Consider the following 6,896-nt stretch of genomic DNA (forward strand, 5'->3'; position numbering starts at 1 on the left):
GGAAAGAACCCATATTTCGAGCATAGGATAGCTCGCTTTTTCGTTACGTCGTTCTTGGAGTTTGAGTCAGTGACGACGCTATGAGTCTAGCATCTTGAACTCGATTGGGCGTATTAATTATAAAAGTAAAGCAGTGCTGAGCTAGGATAAACTTCAACGTAAAGGTGACGGTATGAATATACAATCAGCCATTATTGAATATGCGATAGCGATTATAGGCTTACTTTTGACGGGCGTTACCCTCTGAGCATGACTGCCCCAGAGGATAGAAAGCGCATTAGCTTTTTGCTAACGATTGATGTTGTATCGAGCCATTGCAGCTTCTTCTGACGATACAACCGTTTTACCAATTGGTGCGAGTGAAATAACCGCTAGCTTGAGGTGTTGGAGCGCAAACGGAATGCCGATTATGGTGACAAAGCATGCTGCGGCAGAAAGTACGTGACCGATAGCTAACCAAAGGCCTGCAAATACAAACCAAAGGACGTTACCAATAACGCCGAGCGGACTCGTGCCAATGTCCATTTCATTGGTCAATTCATCGCGTGAGATGGCCTCTTTACCGAATGGGAAGAAGGAAAAATTACCCATAACGATACACGCACGCCCCCAAGGTATTCCGATGATGCTAATAAAGGCCAAAATACCAAAAAACCACCATAGCAACCCCATAAATACGCCACCAAATACAAACCAAATGATGTTACCAAGTGTTCTCATTCTATTTCCTTTATTCTTGAATGTGATGATTCAGATACCTGAGAGCAGCGTAAAACAAATCTAAACCGTCTGTTTTGTCGATGTGTGCTTCCGTGCCCTCATTGACCTGATTGATAGAATAATCGCCGCAGTCTTAACAGAGAATGAATGCCTTCCTTAAGGCAAGTCTTTTTAGTATAGAGCGTAATACTCAATCAAGCATATAGCCAAGAATCGCATTATCTAGAGACAACTTTCTCGAGATATTGACAAATTTGCTCTGCCAATCGATGGCTGGCAATGTTGCGTGTTACTACTTCATCAGCAATATTTCCAGACTCAACGACGCCAAACCAGTCGAGCAACATCGAATGGAAACCTTTACTCGTCAGCATTGGCGTCCAGTCTTTCAAATTGATTTTTTGCTCTTGGTTAGCTTGCCATAGTTTGCCTTCAACGAAGGAGTCGAACTCAACTGCCTTGTTTGCATAACAAGCTTGAACGCGCTCTGTAGTGATACCGAAGTGGCGATTCATCGAGGCGTGGAGCAAAGTATCTCCATGTTGCCACTGAATATCTAAACGCGCCAACTGATCACCTTCAAGTTGATGAGTTACATAAGCATCTTTTAGATCGGCTTTGGCTGTGACGTTAACGCTGTCTAATGGGTGAATAAAATCATCAAATATAAAGGTACGAACATCCCCCGGTAGTTGGTGACGGTTCTTTTCCCAGCGTAGCGACTTTAAGTCATATATGTTGCCTTGCTGCACTTGTGGCATATGTTGGTTGTAAAGTGGAATGTGACGACGGTTAAAGCCCACATAGAGTGGCTGTCTCTCTTTTTCGGCAATGTCGTACAGCTTTTCCACGTCATCAGCACTATTCGCTAATGGTTTGTCGACAAAGGTTGGAATTCCATGCTGCAGAAAAAATGCCGCTATTTGAGGGTGTACGCTTGTTGCCGCATGAATCATGACGGCATCGACGCCAAAGTGTAGAAGTTGCTGGTAGTCTTGGCAGATCTCTGAGATTCGATACTGCTTAGCCAGGCTCTCAAGTGTGTTTGGGTTGCGGGTACAAAATACAAGTTCGATATTTGGAAGCTGAGTGATAACAGGAAGGTATGCTTTCTGAGCGATATCCCCTAGACCAATAATACCAATTTTCATCCTAGTCCTTTCTCGATGTATGGATCGCGGACTGTCAGTATAACGCTTGGCGCGGCGATGAGTTTAAATACCTTGTTAGAAAAAGCCTGGTTCACACTTTGAGCCAGGCTTTATTGAATGATTTAGGAAACGGCTCGGCAGGCTTTGAATATATCTAACTTGCTATCGTAGGCTTGAGTTTGTACATCCATAATGCCTAATAAAGAGTGGAACACGTTATCATGTGAGTATTGGCCTGCATTCTGTGCTTGTTTATACAAACAGTCGGTATTGATCTGCTTCGCTTGTTTAAAGCCCGAAGACAGCCACATAATCAAAGGAACACGTTTTTGGAAATCTGGTGCAAGGCCATAAGGCATACCATGTAAGAACAATCCGTTTTCGCCTAGTGACTCACCGTGATCCGATATGTAAATTAGCGCGGTATTATACTCAGACTCTAACGCTTTAAGTTTTTTGATGGTTTCTGCCAATACAAGATCTGTGTAGCGTATTGTATTGTCATATGTGTTCACTATTTGTTCGATGCTACAGTTTTCGATGTCTGCACGTGGACAGTCTGGTTTAAAGAAGGCGTTGTCTCTTGGGTAACGCTGAAAGTAGGTCGGACCGTGGCTTCCTATAAGGTGCATGGCGACCACTCGGTTACCGTGCATATCCGCGACTTCCTGATCAAAATGATCTAATAGCGCCATGTCGTAACAAGTTTGGCCATTACACATAGGGCTTACTTGCTTTCGATCCACTTCAATCTTCTTGATCTTGTGGGCTACTTCTTTATCCCCACCGTCATTTTCTTTCCAAATGAGGTCAACCCCAGCGCGCTGCATTATATCGAGAGCATTGTCCTGGTTATCCGCTTTGGTGCGTTCAAACTCGTTTCGCGTGAGCTGTGAAAACATACAAGGCACAGATACAGCAGTCGCGGTGCCACAAGATGCGACGTCTTGAAATGAGATAACATCCAATTTACTAGTATAAGGGTTTGTCTCTCGTGTATAGCCATTGAGTTGGTAGTTCTGCGTTCGAGCGGTTTCTCCTACGACAAAAACCAGTAGTGTTGGTTTGCGCTGTGCTTGCTGTACGGCGCTATCTGACTGCTTTGCATCTGTGCCGATTTCTCGATATGGCTGTGGCGTGGTGAAATATTTCTCCTTCACATACCCGGTCGCGCTGTAAACGAACTGGGTGGGTATGATGATTTTTTTTAGGTGGCTATTGTTGCGCCCTACAGATGCGTAGTCTTGATAGTACACGCTGGCAATGACGGCGATGACAGCTAGCGACGACAGCATCGATACTAATTTGGTAACAGAGAAGTACAGTAATTGGTGACGTTGAGATTGCAGCTTGACCTTAAAGACAATTATCGCTGGGATAACTCCCATAATCAGCGTCCAAATTACAGAGTGAGCACTCAGGTAAGAACTCGCCTCGCTCGAATCGGTTTCAACAATATTGGCAATCATTCCAGAATCGAAAAGTGTGCCATAGTTATAGCTTGCGTAGCTCACCATACTTGAAACAATGATTAAAATTATAAAGAACGGCTTGCCGATCCAAGGCCAACTAAATAAATTAAAAAGGAAATTGAGCGCGGCAAGAAAGAAAATTGGTATTGTGATAATAAATCCAATCTTGACATTATCTAAGTGTGTAAAGATGCCGATCAGTTCTTTATAAATAGGGATATTTACGACGAGAGCGAAATACAGCGCCAACAGGAAAGTAAAGGTAACGTAAGAGATACCTCTCTGTTGTAAATCATGTGTCTTCATAATGAGTGTCTTGAATAAAAATTAGAGCAAGAACGAAGCCCAAATAAAAAGGGCAAGAGTTAACGCAACAAATACTGCTGCTGAGCCAATATCTTTGGCTCTACCACTGAGCTCGTGCCAGTCATCGCTAACACGGTCGACAACCGCTTCTACGGCGGAATTAATGAGTTCGACGATCAATACCAAGAACAGGCTACTGATCATCAGCACTCTTTCATATGTGGTGACAGGAAGGAAAAAAGCACAGACGGAAAGCACCAAGGCGAGAATCAATTCTTGTCTAAAAGCGGCTTCGTGTGTCCATGCGGCTTTCAATCCTTGAAATGAATAGCCGGTCGCATCCATGACACGGCGTATACCTGTTTTACCTGGCTTCAAAATATGACCTTACAATTTAAGCATTGGGATGGAACACATATCCCAGAGAGGTAACGAGATTAATCGTTACAGCGTGAAACATTTGTGAATAGAATCCATCGCGCGATAATTTAAGAAAAGTGCTTATTTAATCAAGATCGTAGACGGTATAGCCTTTGTTCTGGAGACATTTACGCAATACGAGAGATTGGGTTTTGGTTGAATCATTTGTTCCACTCAAAGCACCAGCTCCAGCTCCTACAGCTCCGCCGGCAGCAGCACCGACAGCCGCTCCACCTAATCCGTCTTCTAGCGCACCAGCAGCTGCGCCGATCAATGCGCCTGTAACTGCCCCATTAGTGGCTTCAGATTTCGCTGCCTCTGATTTGTCGACATTTTCTGCATAGCCTTGGCAGTAAAGAAAGTCTTGTTCATATGTACTAGGGTCAACATTGGTCATGTCGACGACAGGTTTTTGGTTGTAGGCGCAAGCTGTAAGTGCAGAAGTAAGCGCCATAATCAGGATAAAAGATTTATACATGAGTACTATCCATTTAGTGTGTGAATCTTATGGATTAAATGTACACTGTTTTATTGTTGGGCTCTGTCGCTTGAGTGTATTGAAGTGTCGTCTTCTGTAAACGGGGTAGGAAGGTTAAGTTAACTGTCTGATTTTTTGAGGCTAAGTGTGAAACAAGCTCCTCCAAGTGGGCTATGGCAAATCGAAACTTCTCCACGTTGAAGCTCCATTATCTGTCTGACAATCGCCAAACCGAGCCCAAACCCGCTCGTCTTTTTGTTGCGAGATTCATCCGCGCTGTAAAATGGTTCGAATAGATGAGGCCAATGCTTTTCTTCAATACCTATGCCATCATCATGAACATTGATGAAGCAGCGGTGCTGATCGTGTTTTATCTCCACTAAAATCTGCTTATCTGCGTACCGCATTGCATTGCGCAGCAAGTTATCTAAGGCTCGCTTTAACAATTTTGGGTCAGCAAAGGCGAGAACGTTTTCTGAGTTTACTTCTTGAAGCGAGATAGCGAGCGTAGTCTCTTTTTGCCATCTCTGTCGTAATTCTTTGACTAAGTTGAATAGGACGACTTCTTCTTGAGTTTGTAATGCTGTGTCAGGACGCTCCATCTTTGCGTAGTAAAGCAATTCTTCAACCATTTCTTCCATCTCGTCAATGTCTTCGACGATACTGTAAACATACTTTTTCTGTTGTTCAGTTAAGGTTGAATCCGATAACAAATCTGCTTGCCATTGTAAGCGGAAGATTGGGGTACGCAATTCATGTGCAACGGCGTTAGTTAGCATTTTATTGCTAGTGATCAAGCGAGATACTTTATCGGCCATCGTGTTAAAGCTTTTGTTTAACGTCCCAACAGACTTAGCGCTTGAGGTACTAGCTCGAGCCTTGAAGTTACCTGAGGCAAACTCAACGGTCACTCTCTCTAGCTCTCGAATCCGACGGCTTAAGAACCAGATCAACAATATGCAATACAGAGCAAATCCAGCTAAAAAGAACAACCAAACGATATTGTCATCAAAGTTGGCTGCTTTAACCACAGGACTATTCGGATTATCGCTCATTTTAAAGATAGGCGTGCTCGCATCTAGGCGGAACCAGATATCCCTTTCTTCATCGTAAGCGACGTTAACGGAGGTATCACTTTCAAACGCCTTTTTGATGTCTGTTGGAAGCTCTTCAAGCGTATGAGGCACCAACAAACGATGGCTTGATGTGGCAAATTGTTCCAACTGTTGTTGAGTATATTCTAATCCGTGTTCTTTATAGATAGGGTAGATCAGATCGTGAAAAGCTTGACCCTCATGCTCTTGTAACAGGTAGTCATAATCTGTGTTGATCTCATAAACTAAGAACTCGTATCCCCACAAGCTAGCCATAAACAGAATGATAAGGCCAACAAAGCTTTCCAGATAAATCCGTCTCATTATTCATTCCATGCATCAGGCATAAATAGGTAGCCTTTGCCGCGAACGGTAATGATTTTTTGTGGTGAGCAAGAAGCATCGCCTAGCTTCTTTCTCAGTGTCACTATGCGATTGTCAATGGTGCGGTCTGTTCCATCGTATTCAATACCACGCAGTGTTTTGGTCAGCCACTCGCGTGATAGTGTTTTTTCAGCATGCGTTGCAAGAACCCACAACAAATCGAACTCGCCGTCTGTCAGCGCAATTTCTTCTTGGTTCATTACGCACGATTTACGCAATCGGTTTAAACACAGAACACCAATTTGTAGGCCGTTTTCGGACTCGGTAGGCGCCGCCTCTTTTCTTCTTAATAGCATGCGAATACGAGCCAGCAATACGCGAGGTTTGATGGGTTTAGTAACAAAGTCATCTGCGCCTATTTCTAATGCGGCGACATGATCGAAGTCATCATCACTTGCTGTCAGCATCAACACTTTGCCTTTGTAGCATTCTCGGATTTGACGACATACACTCAGACCATCTTGCCCGGGTAGCATCAAATCTAACAGCACCACGTCTGGTTGTGTGTCAATAATCGCATTGGGTGCGTCCGTCCCATTGTCGATACATTTGACCTGAAAACCTTGTTCAACAAAATACTCTCCCAACATAGTTTGTAATTTGGGATCGTCTTCCACAATGATTAGAGATGGTTTGATTTGTTGTGCGTTCATTTAAGTGATGTATACAATATTTAATATCAATGGAACTTAAACAAATTTACGAATTATTTCAAATAAAGCTTTCTCAGAATAAGGTTATCGGATGAGTTAACTGGATAAAATTGCCAATTAATGATTTAAATCTAATCACCAATCACATTTCGAGAGATGTAAAAAGGCGCAACGTTTGCGCCTAGGTATGGAATCTTAAAGCGAAATTACCGCTTATT

7 protein-coding genes are annotated in these 6,896 nt (G+C 43.2%); all 7 read right to left on the reverse strand.

What is annotated here, in order from left to right; all coding sequences use genetic code 11:
* Positions 1 to 288: 288 nt before the first annotated feature.
* The 7 genes from CAG68_RS12800 to CAG68_RS12830 all read right to left on the reverse strand — a co-directional run bounded on the left by CAG68_RS12800 (position 289) and on the right by CAG68_RS12830 (position 6,678).
* A complete protein-coding gene (locus CAG68_RS12800; RefSeq protein ID WP_005373685.1) occupies positions 289 to 720 on the reverse strand; it encodes a YccF domain-containing protein in 432 nt (143 codons plus the stop codon).
* A 218-nt stretch (positions 721 to 938) separates the two neighbouring features.
* Positions 939 to 1,871, reverse strand: a complete 933-nt coding sequence (locus tag CAG68_RS12805; RefSeq protein WP_054729308.1) for a Gfo/Idh/MocA family protein — start codon at positions 1,869 to 1,871, stop codon at positions 939 to 941.
* A gap of 122 nt (positions 1,872 to 1,993) precedes the next feature.
* The gene (locus CAG68_RS12810; protein WP_086047515.1) at positions 1,994 to 3,649 is read right to left on the reverse strand and encodes a phosphoethanolamine transferase; all 1,656 of its coding nucleotides are present in this window, start codon (positions 3,647 to 3,649) and stop codon (positions 1,994 to 1,996) included.
* 21 nt (positions 3,650 to 3,670) lie between these two features.
* Positions 3,671 to 4,027 (reverse strand): diacylglycerol kinase, encoded by a 357-nt coding sequence (locus CAG68_RS12815; RefSeq protein WP_017635149.1) that lies wholly within the window; start codon positions 4,025 to 4,027, stop codon positions 3,671 to 3,673.
* 127 nt (positions 4,028 to 4,154) lie between these two features.
* Positions 4,155 to 4,547 carry a hypothetical protein gene (locus CAG68_RS12820; protein ID WP_054702141.1) on the reverse strand — a complete coding sequence of 131 codons (393 nt, stop codon included), beginning with the start codon at positions 4,545 to 4,547 and terminating at the stop codon, positions 4,155 to 4,157.
* A 119-nt stretch (positions 4,548 to 4,666) separates the two neighbouring features.
* Positions 4,667 to 5,965, reverse strand: coding sequence for an ATP-binding protein (locus tag CAG68_RS12825; RefSeq protein WP_005373675.1), 1,299 nt, complete (start codon positions 5,963 to 5,965; stop codon positions 4,667 to 4,669).
* Positions 5,965 to 6,678: a response regulator gene (locus CAG68_RS12830; RefSeq protein ID WP_005373673.1), complete on the reverse strand. Its 714-nt coding sequence runs from the start codon at positions 6,676 to 6,678 to the stop codon at positions 5,965 to 5,967. The genes CAG68_RS12825 and CAG68_RS12830 overlap by 1 nt, the downstream gene beginning before the upstream one ends.
* Between the last annotated feature and the right edge of the window lie 218 nt (positions 6,679 to 6,896).

It is taken from the genome of Vibrio sp. V42_P2S4T144, assembly GCF_009904715.1.
Classification (GTDB): Bacteria; Pseudomonadota; Gammaproteobacteria; order Enterobacterales; family Vibrionaceae; genus Vibrio; species Vibrio alginolyticus.

What these genes read in the sequence shown, in the direction of transcription:
- CAG68_RS12810 (WP_086047515.1), bottom strand. Translation starts at nt 3,649, where the DNA reads ATGAAGACACATGATTTACAACAGAGAGGTATCTCTTACGTTACCTTT.
- CAG68_RS12820 (WP_054702141.1), bottom strand. Translation starts at nt 4,547, where the DNA reads ATGTATAAATCTTTTATCCTGATTATGGCGCTTACTTCTGCACTTACA.
- CAG68_RS12825 (WP_005373675.1), bottom strand. Translation starts at nt 5,965, where the DNA reads ATGAGACGGATTTATCTGGAAAGCTTTGTTGGCCTTATCATTCTGTTT.
- CAG68_RS12805 (WP_054729308.1), bottom strand. Translation starts at nt 1,871, where the DNA reads ATGAAAATTGGTATTATTGGTCTAGGGGATATCGCTCAGAAAGCATAC.
- CAG68_RS12800 (WP_005373685.1), bottom strand. Translation starts at nt 720, where the DNA reads ATGAGAACACTTGGTAACATCATTTGGTTTGTATTTGGTGGCGTATTT.
- CAG68_RS12830 (WP_005373673.1), bottom strand. Translation starts at nt 6,678, where the DNA reads ATGAACGCACAACAAATCAAACCATCTCTAATCATTGTGGAAGACGAT.